We start from the raw sequence: 14,615 nt of genomic DNA, 5'->3' as shown, positions 1-14,615 counted from the left end.
GCGCGAATATTCCTCTAAAAAGACTCTTAATCTACTAAACGGAGCAGGTCGTTAATGCTGGTTTTGCTGCGCGTTTGCGCGTCGACTTTTTTCACAATGACGGCGCAGGTCAGGCTGTAGCGGCCGTTGTCGCGTGGCAATGAGCCGGGCACGACCACTGAGCCAGCCGGCACGCGACCATAGCTAATTTCGCCAGTTTCGCGATCATAAATTGGGGTCGATTGGCCAATGAAAACGCCCATCGAAAGCACTGAGCCTTCACCGATAATCACGCCTTCAACGACTTCTGAGCGAGCGCCGATGAAGCAGTTATCTTCGATGATGGTGGGGTTGGCTTGCAGTGGTTCGAGCACGCCGCCAATGCCAACGCCACCGGAGAGGTGAACGTTTTTGCCGATCTGAGCGCATGAGCCGACAGTAGCCCAGGTATCAACCATTGAGCCCTCATCGACGTAAGCGCCGATGTTGACGTAGGAGGGCATGAGTACGGTATTACGCGCGATAAAGCTGCCACGGCGTGCGACGGCTGGTGGCACTACGCGGATGCCCGAGGCTTCGAATTGCGCGGCATTCCAGTCGGCAAATTTGGTCGGTACTTTGTCGTAAAACTGCATGCCGCCGCCGGCGGGCACAGGGATATTGTCATTGAGGCGGAACGATAGCAGCACAGCTTTTTTCAGCCATTGATTGACGATCCATTCGCCGTCGACTTTTTCGGCTACGCGTGCGCTGCCATTGTCGAGCATGTCCAAGGCTTGCACGACAGCATCGCGTACTTCTTGTGGTGCGTTGCTTGGGGAAAATTCGGCACGGCGCTCAAAGGCGTCTTCGATCAGTTGGGCTAAGCTCATGGTTATCTCCAAATCAAAAATTGCGACGGCATTTAGCGCGTCATAAAGTCACGAATTCGTTCAGCGGCTTCGATGCATTCGTCGAGGCTCGCCACTAAGGCCATGCGCACATAGCCTTCGCCGGGGTTATGACCGTGTTCATCAGCACGTGCCAAATAGCGGCCGGGCAGCACAGTAACTGCTTGTTGTGCATGCAGTTCGCGAGCAAAGTCTTCATCTGAACCAGGTGTCTTCGCCCAGAAATAAAAGCCAGCGTCTGGCGCATGCAGGGGCAATACCGGGTTGAGAATGTCGAAAACTTGGGCGAACTTGGCGTTGTATCGGGCGCGATTGTCGCGCACATGGGCCTCATCGCGCCAGACCTTTGCAGAAACTTGCTGATGTTGTACTGGCATGGCTGAGCCATGGTAGGTGCGATAGCGCAGAAATGCGCTCATCACGTTGGCATCGCCAGCAACAAAGCCGGAGCGCAGGCCGGGTAAATTTGAGCGTTTCGATAACGAATGAAACACCACGCAGTTGCGGTAATCATCTCGCGCAAGCGATGCACACGCTTGTAGCAGACCTACAGGCGGTACGGCCTCATCGCGATAAATCTCGGAGTAACACTCGTCGGAGGCGATGATGAAGCCGTAGCGATCACTGAGCGCGATGAGCTTTTTTAGGGTCTCCATGCTGAGTAGCGCGCCAGTGGGGTTGCCGGGTGTGCATAGATAAATCAGTTGTGTGCGCTGCCACACGCTTTCAGGTACAGCATCGAAGTCTGGCTGAAAGGCGCTGGCTTCGGTGCAGGAAAGGAAATAGGGCTCGGCTCCGGCAAGCAGCGCCGCGCCTTCATAAATTTGGTAAAACGGATTGGGCATGAGTACCAAAGGCTTGTCGCCACTGACACCACGATCAATCACCGCTTGAGCTAAGGCAAACAGGGCCTCGCGCGTGCCGTTAACGGGTAATACCTGTGTGGCGGGATTAACCTCGTGCAGCTGAAATCGGCCACATAACCATTCAGCAATGGCCTCACGAATGACGGGCAGACCAAGCGTGCTGGGATAGGTCGACAAGCCCGCTAAGCCATCACGCAGCGCTTCAACGGCAAATGCAGGGGCTGGATGGCGCGGCTCGCCAATCGACAGCGCAATCGGCTTAAGGCCGGCCGGCGCACTGTGATTAGCGAAGAGCTTGCTCAGCTTCTCAAACGGGTAGGGATGCAGCAACGCTAAGTCTGGGTTCATGCGGCTCTCATATTCAAAAAGTCTTCACTAGTGCTGGGCTTAGCGTGCGTCGAGCTGAGTGCGCAGCGCATCACATAAGCGCTCGCATAACTCAGGGTCAGAAATCGGCTGTTGCTCACTGTCGGTGAGAAAGAATATATCTTCGGCACGCTCGCCTAAGGTGGCGATGCGGGCATTTTGTAGATTGACCTTATGCTCCATGAAAATGCGGCCAATATGCGCCAGCAGGCCGGGGCGATCGAGCGCGACAATTTCAACTACGGTGTGTTGGTTAGCTAAGTCATTGCTTAGGCGGACATCGGTGCGCACGTCGAAATGCTTGAGCTGGCGCGGCAGGCGGCGTTGCACCAAGGTTGGAAACTCATCGGGTTCCGCCAGTGCCTCGCGCAGATGCGCACCTAGGTGTTTGAGGCGCACGGGATCATTAATGGGCTGGCCATTTTCATCGAGCACAACATAGCTATCGAGTGAATAGCGGCTGGTCGAGGTGATAATGCGCGCGTCCATAACGGTGAGGTTGAGCTGGTCGAGCTCAGCCACGGTGGCAGCAAATAGGTTTGGCATATCGCGCGTATAAACAAAGATCTGCGTCGCGCCATCGTATTGGCCGTTATGGTTTTCGCGCACCAGCACCAAAGGGCCGGCCTCGTGTGAGTGGGCAAGCATGGCTTCGGTGTGCCAGGCAATATCTTCTGCCGCCTCGTGCAGGAAGTAGTCATCGCCCAAATGTTCCCAGAGCGAATTGACGGCATCGGCCTTAACGCCTTGGGCAAGCAAAATATCCAGCGCATTGGCGCGTGCTTGCGTGACCCATTCCGGCTTAGCAATGGGGTTGATTAAGCCGCGGCGCAAAGCTTGCTTGGTTTGCATATAGAGCTGGCGTAAAAGCGAGGCGCGCCAAGAGTTCCACAGCGTTGGGTTGGTCGCACAAATATCGGCAACGGTGAGCGAATAGAGATAATCCAAATGCACGACATCGCCAACTTTTTGCGCAAACTCGTTAATCACATCGGGGTCGGAAACGTCTTTTTTCTGCGCCGTCACCGACATCACCAAATGGTTTAGCGCCAGCCACGACACTAGGCCGGCATCCCATTTGCCTAGACCATGATTAATGCAGAAATCGTAAGCGTCGACTGCGCCTAATTCAGAGTGATCGCCGCCGCGGCCTTTGGCGATGTCATGAAACAAGCCTGCCAAATACAGCAGTTCAATCTTCGGCAGATTGTTGGCCACTTGCGCAACAACAGGGAAACGCTCCTCCATTTCGGCGTAGCGAAAGCGCCGCATATTTTTCAGCACCAATAAAGTGTGCGCATCGACCGTGTAGATGTGGAAAAGGTCGTACTGCATCTTGCCAATAATGGCGCCGAAGGCCGGAATATAAAGCCCTAGTACGCCATAGCGCTTCATTTTCCGCAGCGATGAAAATAGCGCCGTGCGGCAGCGCATCAGTTCCATAAACAACGACTTATTGCGAATGTCATTGCGGAACTTATCGTCGATAAGTGGCAGGTGCTGCATGATCAAACGGATGGTGCTGGCGCGTACTTTGTGCACTTCCGCGCGCTCACCGAGCAATACGAAAACCTCGAGCAGTGCCGATGGCGTACGGCGAAATACATCTTCACTGGTGACTTGAATAGCGCCATCACGAATCTGAAAGCGATTGTTGATGGGGATGATTTCATCATCTTCGGCGTGACCTAAAATAGCCTCCTCGAAGTATTGCAGCAGCAACTCATTGAGCATGGAGATGCGCGTAGCGGCGCGATAATAATCCTGCATCAGCTGTTCAACACCACGGTTGGCTACGGTGTCGGTATAGCCAAAAAGTTCGGCAATATGGCGCTGATAATCAAATAAAATGCGGGTTTCGTTACGATGGCTAATCTTGTTGAGAGCAAAACGAAAACGCCAAAGCACGCATTGGCAGGCATCAATTTCATCGAACTCGGCTTCCGTTAAAAAACCGTGAGCGATGAGGCCGCGCAAGGTGTCGGCGCCGAAATGGCGCTTGGCAACCCAGCCAATTGTTTGGATATCGCGAAGGCCGCCTGGTGCGTTTTTAAGGTCGGGCTCAAGGTTGTATTCGGTATTGTTGTGCTTGCCGTGGCGAGCGATTTGCTCATCGCGCTTAGCAATAAAAAAAGCTTTTCCTGGCCAAAGCTGGTCTGGCCCAGTAACGCGCAGCATGTCGTCGCGCAGTGTAGCTTCACCAACTAAGGTGCGTGACTCCATGAGGTTTGTCGCGATGGTGATGTCGTCGGTGGCAAGGCGAACGCAGTCGCTGAGCGAGCGCACGCTAGAGCCGACATCGAGACCTAAATCCCACAAATAGGTGATGAATGCACTTACTGCGGCTTGCAGCGTCTCATCTAGGTTGTCTTCTCGATGCAACACTAAGACATCGACATCGGATTGCGGTAGTAGCTCGGCGCGGCCATAGCCGCCGACGGCCAGCAGGCTCAAGTCATGAGCTTTATCTAGGCTTAGCGCCAACCACGCATCGCGCAACACTTCATCGATAGCGGCGGCCCATTCGCGCACCAATAAGCGCACGTCGCGGCCTTGGTCAAAGCGTTCGAAAAGCTGAGCCAAGGCAGCTTTCAATTGTGCCTTGTCATGCGTGGCGTTTAGTGTCGCCGCCGAAATGGCGCTCATGCGGCGGTATCGGCAAGAAAGCTTAAGTCTTCATCTGCACGAGCGGTGAGTACTTCCACGCCGGTCTCGGTGACCAAAAGTGTGTGCTCCCATTGCGCCGATAATTTGTGGTCTTTAGTGACCACGGTCCAGCCGTCGGGCAGCAACTTGGTGTGGTGCGTGCCGGCGTTGATCATCGGCTCGATGGTAAAGGTCATGCCAGCTTGCAGCGCCATACCAGTGTTGGGCTTGCCGTAGTGCAAAATTTGCGGCTCTTCGTGAAACACCGCACCGATGCCATGGCCGCAATATTCGCGCACCACAGAGAAGCGTTGGCCTTGCGCATGTTGCTGAATGACGTGGCCAATATCGCCCAGTGTGCAGCCGGGCTTCACCAGCGCTAGCGCTTTATACAGACACTCTTGCGTGACCTTCACCAAGCGCTCGGCTAGCACCGAGGAGTTGCCGACAAAAAACATTTTGCTGGTATCGCCGTGATAGCCATCTTTGATCACCGTGACATCGATATTGATGATGTCGCCGTCTTTCAACACTTTCTTTTCGGCCGGAATGCCGTGGCAAATAACGTGATTTACCGAGGTGCAGACGCTTTTTGGAAAGCCGCGATAGTTTAGCGGGGCAGGGATCGCCTGCTGCGCATTAACAATATAGTCATGGCAGATCTGGTTGATCTCATCGGTGGTTACGCCCGGCTTTACGTATGGACCAATCATCATGAGTACATCGGCGGCTAAGCGCCCAGCGATGCGCATTTTGGCAATTTCGTCGGCAGTTTTAATCAGCGTGGTCATAGTCTTTCCAATTGCGCCTAGCGAATTTACGCGTGGCGGTTGAGAGCAAGAGGCGGCTATGGTATAAAGCGCGCCGCTTTTGAGCAAATTGCACAGGTGTTGCTGTAGGCCGCATAGGGTACAGCCCCAGCGCAAAATGGTTAAGAGCGAAATCCAAATAAGCACATCGGCCGACACAGCTACCGGGTGCCCACTGAGAAAAGTGGGTCGGTATTCTGGGGTCGATGGAAGTTAAACCCAATGGAGTCACACCTCATGGCACAAGTTTCCATGCGCGAACTGCTACAAGCAGGCGCACACTTTGGTCACCAGACCCGTTTCTGGAACCCCAAAATGGCACCGTACATCTTCGGTGCACGTAACAAAATTCACATCATCAACTTAGAGCACACCGTTCCTGCACTGAACGATGCCTTGAATTTCGTCAACCGTTTGGCCAGCCAGAAAAACAAAGTATTGTTTGTTGGCACCAAGCGCGCTGCAGCTCCGATCATTGCTGAACAAGCAGCTCGCGCTGGCATGCCTTATGTAAACCACCGTTGGTTAGGCGGCATGCTGACTAACTGGAAAACCATTCGCCAGTCCATCAAGCGTCTGAAAGATATCGAAGCGCAAATCGCTGACGGTACTTTCGCCAAGCTGACCAAGCGTGAAGCGCTTGAACGCACCCGCGAAATGGTAAAACTAGAAAAATCACTCGGTGGCATTAAAGACATGGGCGGCTTGCCCGATGCCATGTTCGTCATCGACGTTGATCACGAAGCCACAGCGATTGCTGAAGCCCGCAAGCTTGGCATTCCAGTCATTGGCGTGGTCGACACCAACTCCAACCCAATCGGCATTGACTATGTCATTCCCGGTAACGACGACGCTATCCGCGCCATCACGCTGTATGTCAGCTCAATGGCTGACGCCATCATCGAAGGCCGCGACTATGCCTCGACACAAGGCGGTCGTGAAGCCGATGGTTTTGTTGAAGTCGCCGCTGCTGAGTAATTGTTTGACGAATTAGGGGGATAAACCATGGCAGTTGTTACCGCCAGTTTGGTGAAAGAACTACGTGAGCGTACCGGTCTTGGCATGATGGAGTGCAAAAAAGCACTGCAAGAAGCCGATGCCGATATTGAGCTAGCTATTGATAACCTGCGTAAATCAGGCCAAGCCAAAGCTGCTAAGAAAGCCGGCAATATTGCTGCGGAAGGTGCCATTATTTTGGCCGCCGACGGCAATACCGCTATCGCTTTAGAAGTGAACTGTCAGACTGACTTTGTTGCTCGCGATGCTAGCTTCACAGCATTTGCCAACAAAGTGGCTGGCATTGCACTGGCTGCTCGTGAAACCAATGCTGAGAAAATCGCAGCATTGGCTTTCGATGGCATGAGCGTTGAAGAAGCGCGCGTGTTGTTGGTGCAAAAGCTCGGTGAAAACATCCAAGTTCGTCGTGCCGAAATCGTTGAAGGCGCAGCCCTGGCGACTTATGTGCACGGCCTGAAAATTGGTGTCATCGTGGCTTTCAACAAAGCCGACGACGAAATCAGCAAGCAAGTGGCGATGCACGTTGCCGCTAGCAATCCATTAGTGATTAACGCTGAAGACATCCCAGCCGAAGTGCTCGCGAAGGAGCAAGAAATTGCTGCCGCTAAAGCCGCTGAATCTGGTAAGCCTGCCAACATCGTTGAAAAAATGGTGGAAGGCACGCTGAAGAAATTCAAAGGTGAAGTGTCATTGACTGAGCAAGCCTTTGTCATCGATCCCGATCAGAAAGTTGGCGCCGTATTGGCCAAAGCTGGTTTGACCGTGACACGTTTTATTCGCTTAGAAGTAGGTGAAGGCATTGAGAAGAAAGAGGTCGACTTTGCTGCTGAGGTCGCCGCTACTCAAGCCGCTGCTGCAGCTGCTAAGTAAGTAACTCGTCAGTGATATGAAAAAGGCCCCTCTTTGGGGCCTTTTTTTGCGGTAAACTCTGCGCCACTTAATGCGCATTGCGCGATTTCATTACCGAGGTTTATTCACTATGACTGACCATCGTTTGGCCCACAAACGCATTTTGCTCAAGCTCTCAGGTGAGGCCTTAGCGGGCGGCGCCGAAGTGGGAATCGATCCTAAAGTACTGAAGCGTATGGCTTTGGAGATTGGTCAGTTAGTCGGTATTGGTGTGCAAGTCGGCATTGTGGTTGGCGGCGGTAATTTATTCCGCGGTTCAGAGCTGCAGCAAGCTGGCCTTGATCGCGTCGCTGGCGATCATATGGGCATGCTGGCAACTGTGATGAACGGTATCGCTATGCGCGACGCGCTAGAGCGCAATAACATCAAAACTCGCCTGATGTCGGCGATCCCCATGAGCGGCGTTGTTGACCATTACGATCGCCGTGCTGCCGTGCGCCATTTGCATGGTGGCGATGTCTGTATCTTTGTCGCCGGCACAGGCAATCCATTCTTTACAACCGATACCGCTGCTTGTTTGCGCGGCATTGAAATCACCGCTGATATCGTGATTAAAGCCACTAAAGTGGATGGCATTTACGATGCCGATCCGGTGAAATTTCCGGATGCAGTGAAGTACGACACACTGACTTTCGATGAAGTCTTATCTAAACAGCTTGGCGTCATGGACTTAACGGCTATTTGCTTATGCCGTGATCACAATATGCCGCTACGCGTTTTCAATATGAATAAACCAGGTGCTTTGCTCAATCTCGTTGTCGGTGAGCATGAAGGCACTCTGGTGACTCGTTGAGTAGGAGCTCCCCATGTTAGAAGATCTTAAAAAGGACTGCGCGGTTCGTATGCGTAAGTCGCTCGATGCATTAGAGCAAGCGTTTAGCCGTGTGCGCACCGGCCGTGCCCATCCCTCGATGCTGAAAGACGTCATGGTGCCTTACTACGGCACTGATACGCCGCTGATGCAGGTAGCTAACGTCAATGTTGATGACGCACGCACACTCATCGTGCAGCCTTACGAGCGCACCATGGTGGCGGCCATCGATAAAGCCATTCGCAACTCAAACCTGGGCTTAAACCCAGTCACTGCCGATGTTATTCGCGTGCCGCTGCCTGCGCTTACCGAGCAGACACGTAAAGACATGCAAAAGCTCGCGCGCAATGAAACTGAAGGCGCCCGAATCGCCATTCGTAACATTCGCCGTGATGTCTTAGCCGATATCAAAGAGCTGCAGAAAGAGAAAGAAATTTCTGAAGATGATGAGCGCCGCTCCAGCGAAGAAGTTCAGAAAATCACCGATAAAAGCGTGGCGGAGGCCGACCGAATGTTGGCCGACAAAGAAGCTGAGTTGATGCAGGTATAAGTCATGACAGCCTCGACTCCTGCCGAGACTGTGGCGCCAGATGCAGCCACTGCAACGAGCTTGCCCCGCCATATTGCCATCATCATGGATGGCAATAATCGCTGGGCTAAGCTGCGTGAGTTACCAGGTAATGAAGGTCACCGCGCTGGCGAGCTGGCGTTGCGCCAAGTAGTTGAATTGGCAGCAAAAGTTCCTGTTGATGTGCTCACTGTTTTTGCTTTTTCTAGCGAAAATTGGCGTCGTCCACCCGATGAAGTTGCTGCTCTGATGCAGCTATTTTTATTTGCTCTCGATGCTCGTGTGCAAGAACTTGATCGTGCGCGTATTCGCCTGCGCTTTATTGGCGATCGCTCCGCGTTTTCCAGTGAGCTGCAGGCCGGCATGCAGGTTGCGGAGGCAAAAACGGCACATCACACACGCATGACACTGATCATTGCGGTGAACTATGGTGGCCAATGGGATATGGCGCAGGCCGCTCAGCGCCTTGCCGCACAAGTAGAAAAAGGTGAGCTGAAAGCCGCAGATATCACGCCTGAGCGTTTAGCTGGGATGGTGGAGATGTCTGATTTGCCGCCAGTAGATTTGCTAATTCGCACTGGTGGCGAGTTGCGTATCAGTAATTTTGTGTTGTGGCAGGCAGCCTACGCCGAGCTGCATTTTAGCGATGCGCTATGGCCAGACTTTGGCCATGAGCATCTGCAAGCTGCACTGGAAGATTATGCCCAGCGCCAGCGCCGATTTGGCCGAACATCAGAACAAATAGAGGCCTTACATGCTTAAAGAACGTGTGATCACCGCCCTGATACTACTGCCGATTGTTTTATGGTGTGTTTTTGGTGGCGTTATTGGTGCCTTCCCAGTATTTGCCACCGTATTGGTACTTATTGCGGCATACGAGTGGACGGCCTTAATGCGCCTGACCTCATACGCTCAGCGCTTCGCTTTTATAGCAGTGGTAGCCTTTGGTTTAGCTTATTTTCAGCACCAGGGCTTCAACACCAATACAGGTCTGCTGATGGTGGCAGCTACGCTAGGGTGGTTGATCGCTTTGGGCTGGGTAATGCGTTATCCAACACAAGCTGAGCAGTGGGACACACCAGCGCGTTTGAGCATTATTGGTCTGTTTTTATTGCTGCCGACATGGGCTGGTTTAGTGGCTTTACACGCGCAATCACCATGGTGGTTGATGTATGTGCTGCTGCTGGTGTGGGGCGCTGATACCGGTGCGTATTTTGCCGGCCGACGCTTTGGTCGCGTTAAGCTCGCGCCCAATGTTAGTCCTGCAAAAACCCGTGAGGGCTTATACGGTGGCCTAGTTTTAACTAGTTTGATTATCGCCGGCGTGACTGCGTATTTATCTTTAGATGTGATGCGCTCAGTGCTGTTTATGAGCATTTCCTTATTGACGGTATTGGCGTCGGTGCTGGGAGATTTGTTTGAATCCATGGCCAAGCGCCGTGCGGGCATTAAAGACTCCGGTAAAATCTTCCCCGGCCATGGCGGTGCGCTGGATCGCATCGACTCCATTACCGCAGCCGCCCCAGTGTTTATGGCAGGTTGGTGGTTGGCGGGTGGCTTCTAATTCATGCCCCATTTGCCTAAGCAAAAACAGCAATCGCAACAGCAGCAGTCAATTACGCTATTAGGTGCAACTGGCTCTATTGGTCAGAGCACGCTCGATGTGTTGGCGCGTCATCCCGAGCGATACCGCGTTTATGCCCTTACGGCGCACCGGCAAATTGATGCTTTAGCGGCACTTTGTGAGCGTTGGCAACCGATGGTTGCCGTCGTTGGCAGCGAGGCGGATGCACAGCGCTTGCGTGACATGCTGAAAGGCTCAGCACCAAGCACTGAAGTTCGCTTTGGTGCAGATGCCTTGGCTGAAGTAGCCCAAACAGAAGAAGTCGACACCGTAATGGCAGCGATAGTTGGTGCTGCTGGCCTATTGCCAACCTTGGCGGCCGTGCGTGCTGGAAAGCGTGTGTTGTTAGCCAATAAAGAAGCCTTGGTAATGTCGGGCGCGATCTTTATGGAGGCCGTGACTGAGCACGGCGCGACCTTGCTGCCCATCGACTCCGAGCACAATGCCATTTTTCAATGTTTACCCAACGGCACGCCGGTCAGTCTTGCAGAGTCAGGTATTGAGTCACTGATTTTAACAGCATCCGGCGGGCCATTTTTAAATGCCAGCGCTGAGCAACTTGCACAAGTCACGCCTGCACAGGCTGTGAAACATCCCAATTGGGCGATGGGCCAGAAAATATCTGTAGATTCAGCAACTTTGATGAATAAAGGCTTGGAGCTAATCGAGGCATGCTGGTTATTTTCGGCAAAGCCTGAGCAGGTCGAAGTGGTGGTGCATCCGCAAAGTGTGATCCACTCCATGGTGCGCTATGCCGATGGTTCTGTATTGGCGCAGATGGGCCAGCCCGATATGCGTACCCCGATTGCGCATGCCTTGGCATGGCCTGAGCGCATGCACTCAGGTGTTGCACCATTAGACTTTACTCGCCTCGGCGATCTCAGCTTCATGGCGCCAGACACTGAGCGTTTCCCTTGTTTGCGCTTGGCGCGTGAGGCGATAGCTGCTGGCGGCACCTGGCCCTGCGTTTTAAATGCCGCTAATGAAGTTGCCGTCGCTGCATTTTTAGCAGGCGAGTTGGTCTTTCAAGACATTGCCGTAGTAATTGAGGCAGTCATGCAGCAAATGCCCGTGCGGCCGGCTAGCGAATTAGCTACTATCCTGTCTGCCGATCAAGAAGCCCGCGCACGCGCGACCAAATATATTGCGTCGCTGCCAGATCACCCACGCGACTAAACGAGGACAAACAGATGTCATTTCTTACTATTGTTCTCGCCGGCATCCTAGTTCTAGGGCCACTCATTGCGATTCATGAGTTCGGTCACTTTTGGGTTGCTCGCCGTTGCGGTGTGCAAGTACTCACATTTTCAATTGGCTTCGGCCCTGCGTTGTGGCGTCGTACCGCTAAGGACGGCGTTGAGTATCGGCTATCGATGATCCCGCTTGGCGGCTATGTACGCATGCTCGATGAGCGTGAAGGTGATGTGCCGGATGCGCTAAAGCCGCGCGCGTTTAATCGTCAGTCGGTATGGGCGCGTATGGCCATTGTTGCCGCTGGCCCAGCTATTAACCTATTACTTGCTGTCGTGCTGTATTGGTTCCTATTCATGCAAGGTGATGGCGGTCTGCGTCCCATCGTGGGCCGCGTATTACCCGATAGCCCCGCAGCCATGGCCGGCATGCAGCCTGGCGACGAGCTAATGCGCATTGGTGAGCGCTCAGTGAATAACTGGGAGTCATCAACTTATGCGCTTATCGACCATATGGGCGAGTCCGGAAAATTAAGTCTTGAGGTACGCCCAAGCGGTGCCACTAGCACGCAAGAGCGCACACTCACGCTGAATAAGTATTTATCTGGCGCAGATGCTGACCCATATCGCGAGCTCGGCATGCTGCCATGGACGCCGGTAATGCCACCGATTATTGGTGTGGTGCAAGAAGGTAGTCCCGCCGATCGCGCCGGTCTGCAAGCGCAAGACCGCATTTTGCGTATCGATGGCCAAGCCATTGCGCAATGGGCTGAGATTGTTGAGTCCATTGTTGCCAGCCCCGATAAAGCCATGACCTGGGACTTGGTTCGCGACGGTGAAACCATCGTCTTAACCGTGACGCCCGAGCTTGATCGCTCCGCGATGAATGGCTCGCGTGGCCGTTTGGGCGTCGGTGTAGCAGAGGCGCCAGTCGATATTCCAGCCAGTTATCGTCGCAATGCCAACCTAGGTCCAGTTGACGCGTTATTTGCTTCGTTAAACAAAACTGGGCACTTGATTAGCTTGTCGCTGTCGTCATTAGGCAAAATGGTTACCGGACTGATTGGTATTGATGCCTTGAGTGGGCCGATTACCATTGTTAAAGTCGCAGGCCAAACTGCAGATATTGGCTGGCAAGCCATGCTCGGTTTTATGGCATTGCTGAGCGTGAGCTTAGGGGTGTTAAATTTACTGCCTATTCCCGTATTGGACGGGGGGCATTTACTGTATTACGCCATCGAGGCTGTCTGGCGCCGTCCGTTACCGGAGGCTGTGCAACAGTTTGGTTTGCGTGTTGGGGTCGCCATCATGGGTAGTGTCATGCTGCTGGCCATTTTAAACGACATACGCCGCTTGTTTTGACGGGAAATACTGAGTGATCAATCCGCTTCGGCCATCGTGGCCCGCTTTTGCTTTATTACCTTTGGCCGCTGCCTTGATCAGTGCCCCTGTCCATGCCGAAAGCTTTGTCATCAAAGACATTCGACTAGAAGGCTTGGGTCGCTTATCAGCCGCTAGTGTCTATGCCTTGCTGCCGGTTTCCAGCGGCAGCATGCTGACCGATGAACGTGGCGCTGACTCCGTGCGTGCGCTGTTTGCATCTGGTCAGTTTGAAGATGTGCAAGTGCTGCGCGATGGCAACGACATGATTGTGCGTGTGGTTGAGCGCCCTAGCATTTCCAGCATTGAGCTCAAAGGTAACCAGTCGATCGGCAAAGACGATCTCATCAAAGGCTTAAAGTCGATTGGTTTGGGCGAGGGCGAGGTTTACAAACGCGCCGCACTTGATCAGGTCAAGCTAGAATTACAGCGCCAATATGCAGCTCAAGGCCGCTATGGTGCCGTTGTTACTGCCACAGCCAAGCCATTGCCGCGTAACCGTGTTGCCGTAACCATCGACATCAAAGAAGGTGACACTGCGCGTATTAAGCGTATTAGCGTTAACGGCAATGATGTGTTTGATGATGCCGAGCTGCTCAAGCAACTGCAGCTTCAGTCCAGCCATCTGCTGTCATTTATTTATGGCGATGATAAGTACTCGCGCGAAAAGCTTAGTGCCGACTTAGAAACTCTGCGTAGCTACTATCTCGATCGTGGTTACTTGCGCTTCAATGTGGCCTCAACACAGGTCAGTTTGTCGCCCGATAAAGATCAGGTCTACATTGATATCAACGTAAAAGAAGGCGACTTATATAAAGTCGGCGACGTGCGAATGGCCGGTGAATTCCCCGTGCCTGAAAGCGAATTAAAGCCGTTATTGCTGACTCAGCCTGGTCAAACGTACTCACAAAAAATTGTCACTCTAACTAGCGATATCATCAATCGTCGTTTAGGTCGTGAAGGCTATTTATTTGCCGATGTACAAGGCGTTCCTGAGCTTGATGACGCCACCAAAACCGCTAAATTGGTCTACTACATCAATCCCAATCGCGTGATGTCGGTACGTCGCATCAACTTTACCGGCAACTTAAAAACCGATGACCAAGTGTTACGCCGAGAGATGCGTCAATTTGAAGGTGCGCAAGCATCGGGTGAGAAAATTGACCTGTCGAAAGTGCGTTTAGAGCGCTTGGGCTTCTTTGGTGAAGTGAAAAGTGAAAACGTCCGTGTGCCAGGCACAACCGACCAAGTCGACGTCAATGTTGCCGTGGTTGAGCAGCCATCGGGCTCGATTTCAGCCAGCGTTGGTTATTCGCAAAACGCCGGTGTGGTGTTCGGTGCCAGCGTAAGTCAGACCAACTTTTTGGGTACAGGTAACCGTGTATCCATTGGTTTGAACCGCTCGGATATTCGCGACTCCTATAACTTTTCCTATTTAAATCCGTACTACACGCCTGAAGGCATTAGCCGCGGTTTTAACGTGTATTTGCGCCAAACTAAGTTCGATAACTTGAACATTAGCAACTACGCCACTGACTCGATGGGCGGCAATATCAGCTT

General features: G+C 53.0%; 13 protein-coding genes. 9 read left to right on the top strand and 4 right to left on the bottom strand.

Annotated features, from left to right (window positions below; translation table 11 throughout):
- Window positions 1-26 precede the first annotated feature (26 nt).
- The 4 genes from dapD to map are packed head-to-tail and all read right to left on the bottom strand — an operon-like array spanning window position 27 to window position 5,538.
- The gene (dapD, locus tag AC3DKE_RS02290; RefSeq protein WP_340676423.1) at window positions 27-851 is read right to left on the bottom strand and encodes a 2,3,4,5-tetrahydropyridine-2,6-dicarboxylate N-succinyltransferase; all 825 of its coding nucleotides are present in this window, start codon (window positions 849-851) and stop codon (window positions 27-29) included.
- Between the two features lie 32 nt (window positions 852-883).
- Window positions 884-2,083 (bottom strand): succinyldiaminopimelate transaminase, encoded by a 1,200-nt coding sequence (gene dapC, locus AC3DKE_RS02285; protein WP_487989951.1) that lies wholly within the window; start codon window positions 2,081-2,083, stop codon window positions 884-886.
- Between the two features lie 39 nt (window positions 2,084-2,122).
- A complete protein-coding gene (gene glnD / locus AC3DKE_RS02280; protein ID WP_379069840.1) occupies window positions 2,123-4,747 on the bottom strand; it encodes a [protein-PII] uridylyltransferase in 2,625 nt (874 codons plus the stop codon).
- Complete coding sequence (gene map / locus AC3DKE_RS02275; protein WP_487989948.1) at window positions 4,744-5,538, bottom strand: type I methionyl aminopeptidase; 795 nt, start codon at window positions 5,536-5,538, stop codon at window positions 4,744-4,746. The genes glnD and map overlap by 4 nt, the downstream gene beginning before the upstream one ends.
- Window positions 5,539-5,793: 255 nt before the next feature.
- On the opposite strand from map, the gene rpsB reads away from it, so the two are divergent.
- The 9 genes from rpsB to bamA all read left to right on the top strand — a co-directional run.
- Window positions 5,794-6,534, top strand: a complete 741-nt coding sequence (gene rpsB / locus AC3DKE_RS02270; RefSeq protein WP_340676427.1) for a 30S ribosomal protein S2 — start codon at window positions 5,794-5,796, stop codon at window positions 6,532-6,534.
- A gap of 27 nt (window positions 6,535-6,561) precedes the next feature.
- Window positions 6,562-7,443 carry a translation elongation factor Ts gene (tsf, locus tag AC3DKE_RS02265; protein WP_340676428.1) on the top strand — a complete coding sequence of 294 codons (882 nt, stop codon included), beginning with the start codon at window positions 6,562-6,564 and terminating at the stop codon, window positions 7,441-7,443.
- Window positions 7,444-7,552: 109 nt separating this feature from the next.
- Window positions 7,553-8,275, top strand: a complete 723-nt coding sequence (gene pyrH / locus AC3DKE_RS02260; protein ID WP_340676429.1) for a UMP kinase — start codon at window positions 7,553-7,555, stop codon at window positions 8,273-8,275.
- A 13-nt stretch (window positions 8,276-8,288) separates the two neighbouring features.
- Entirely contained in the window at window positions 8,289-8,843 is a 555-nt protein-coding gene (frr, locus tag AC3DKE_RS02255; protein WP_340676430.1) for a ribosome recycling factor, read from the top strand.
- Window positions 8,844-8,846: 3 nt separating this feature from the next.
- Window positions 8,847-9,623 carry a polyprenyl diphosphate synthase gene (gene uppS, locus AC3DKE_RS02250; protein ID WP_484216866.1) on the top strand — a complete coding sequence of 259 codons (777 nt, stop codon included), beginning with the start codon at window positions 8,847-8,849 and terminating at the stop codon, window positions 9,621-9,623.
- A complete protein-coding gene (locus AC3DKE_RS02245; RefSeq protein ID WP_340676432.1) occupies window positions 9,616-10,425 on the top strand; it encodes a phosphatidate cytidylyltransferase in 810 nt (269 codons plus the stop codon). Before uppS ends, AC3DKE_RS02245 begins: the two co-directional genes overlap by 8 nt.
- A 3-nt stretch (window positions 10,426-10,428) precedes the next feature.
- Window positions 10,429-11,661, top strand: coding sequence for a 1-deoxy-D-xylulose-5-phosphate reductoisomerase (gene ispC, locus AC3DKE_RS02240; protein ID WP_340676433.1), 1,233 nt, complete (start codon window positions 10,429-10,431; stop codon window positions 11,659-11,661).
- 14 nt (window positions 11,662-11,675) lie between these two features.
- Window positions 11,676-13,037 carry an RIP metalloprotease RseP gene (rseP, locus tag AC3DKE_RS02235; RefSeq protein WP_340676434.1) on the top strand — a complete coding sequence of 454 codons (1,362 nt, stop codon included), beginning with the start codon at window positions 11,676-11,678 and terminating at the stop codon, window positions 13,035-13,037.
- Between the two features lie 13 nt (window positions 13,038-13,050).
- A partial coding sequence (bamA, locus tag AC3DKE_RS02230; protein WP_487989945.1) for an outer membrane protein assembly factor BamA occupies window positions 13,051-14,615 on the top strand: 1,565 nt, incomplete at its 3' end.

The sequence above is a fragment of the Paraperlucidibaca sp. genome, assembly GCF_982810325.1.
The sequence above is the reverse complement of the archived record's forward strand: the minus strand, read 5'-3'. Positions and strand labels throughout refer to the sequence as shown.

Bases quoted from the DNA above. Each gene is read 5' to 3' on its own strand.
- dapD (WP_340676423.1), bottom strand. From the start codon at position 851: ATGAGCTTAGCCCAACTGATCGAAGACGCCTTTGAGCGCCGTGCCGAA.
- dapC (WP_487989951.1), bottom strand. From the start codon at position 2,083: ATGAACCCAGACTTAGCGTTGCTGCATCCCTACCCGTTTGAGAAGCTG.
- glnD (WP_379069840.1), bottom strand. From the start codon at position 4,747: ATGAGCGCCATTTCGGCGGCGACACTAAACGCCACGCATGACAAGGCA.
- map (WP_487989948.1), bottom strand. From the start codon at position 5,538: ATGACCACGCTGATTAAAACTGCCGACGAAATTGCCAAAATGCGCATC.
- rpsB (WP_340676427.1), top strand. From the start codon at position 5,794: ATGGCACAAGTTTCCATGCGCGAACTGCTACAAGCAGGCGCACACTTT.
- tsf (WP_340676428.1), top strand. From the start codon at position 6,562: ATGGCAGTTGTTACCGCCAGTTTGGTGAAAGAACTACGTGAGCGTACC.
- pyrH (WP_340676429.1), top strand. From the start codon at position 7,553: ATGACTGACCATCGTTTGGCCCACAAACGCATTTTGCTCAAGCTCTCA.
- frr (WP_340676430.1), top strand. From the start codon at position 8,289: ATGTTAGAAGATCTTAAAAAGGACTGCGCGGTTCGTATGCGTAAGTCG.
- uppS (WP_484216866.1), top strand. From the start codon at position 8,847: ATGACAGCCTCGACTCCTGCCGAGACTGTGGCGCCAGATGCAGCCACT.
- AC3DKE_RS02245 (WP_340676432.1), top strand. From the start codon at position 9,616: ATGCTTAAAGAACGTGTGATCACCGCCCTGATACTACTGCCGATTGTT.
- ispC (WP_340676433.1), top strand. From the start codon at position 10,429: ATGCCCCATTTGCCTAAGCAAAAACAGCAATCGCAACAGCAGCAGTCA.
- rseP (WP_340676434.1), top strand. From the start codon at position 11,676: ATGTCATTTCTTACTATTGTTCTCGCCGGCATCCTAGTTCTAGGGCCA.